Here is an 805-nt window from a genome sequence, read left to right on the forward strand (position 1 = left end):
CGCCTGACGGGTGGTCGAGTCTGACCTGGCAGCATTCCGAAGCCGCTTCATTTGTCGAACAATCGTCGAGAGCGCAAGAATTTCCTGCTCGGGAAACTCGGAAGTGAGTGTCGCATGCACGGTCGAAGCGATTTCGTTGTTGTATCGATCAGGGTTGGCGCGGTGAAGCTCGGTTACCAGTTCCTGGATCCGCGGCCAGAGATCGGAATTTGGTCGCCCGCGCACCGGAGGCGGACTTGCCACCATGAATGGTACTGCTCGTTGTGGCTCGTTGCAGTTGGCGGCAGTCTCGTATTCGGGCAACTGGCGGCTGGCAGGGTGCTTTGGCGCGGACATCAGGCCTGCGATCTCGAACCAGTGCATGAGGCGGTTCCGCTCAATCAGAACGCCATCGAGCAAGTTGCGCGCATTTTCGCTGAATTGCTCTATTGGGAGAGTAGCCAGAGCAGCGCAGACTTCTGCGGCCGCTTCCCTGGTCAAATGCTTGGGCGTGTCCATCGGAAGCGCCCCGACTTGATGTAGCGTCAGAGCGACATCCCGGCTTGTCGCATATCTGTAGTCGAAATCGGCCATCGCGCTGGAGCGGACACAGAGCAATCTTGCATCGAACACAGACAGGTCAGGAATTGCGATTGTCTGCGCGTTTCGGAACCGCGCGTGCCCATACCGGGAATGCACAGGCTCGATATCGGGTGGATCGAACACGCCGAGAAAGAGGTCAGACACAAGAAGCTGCATCACCCTGTCACCGCTGATTCCCACATTCAGCGATTCAAGCAATTCTGCCAGCTCTGCGAGCCGGGAA

The 805-nt window shown here is 58.0% G+C and carries 1 protein-coding gene; it reads right to left on the bottom strand.

The window, feature by feature from the left end:
* A partial coding sequence (locus B4F73_RS10395) for a hypothetical protein (RefSeq protein ID WP_290483201.1) occupies window positions 1-805 on the bottom strand: 805 nt, incomplete at both ends.

The organism is Hyphomonas sp. UBA3601 (assembly GCF_002375605.1).
Taxonomy (GTDB): domain Bacteria; phylum Pseudomonadota; class Alphaproteobacteria; order Caulobacterales; family Hyphomonadaceae; genus Hyphomonas.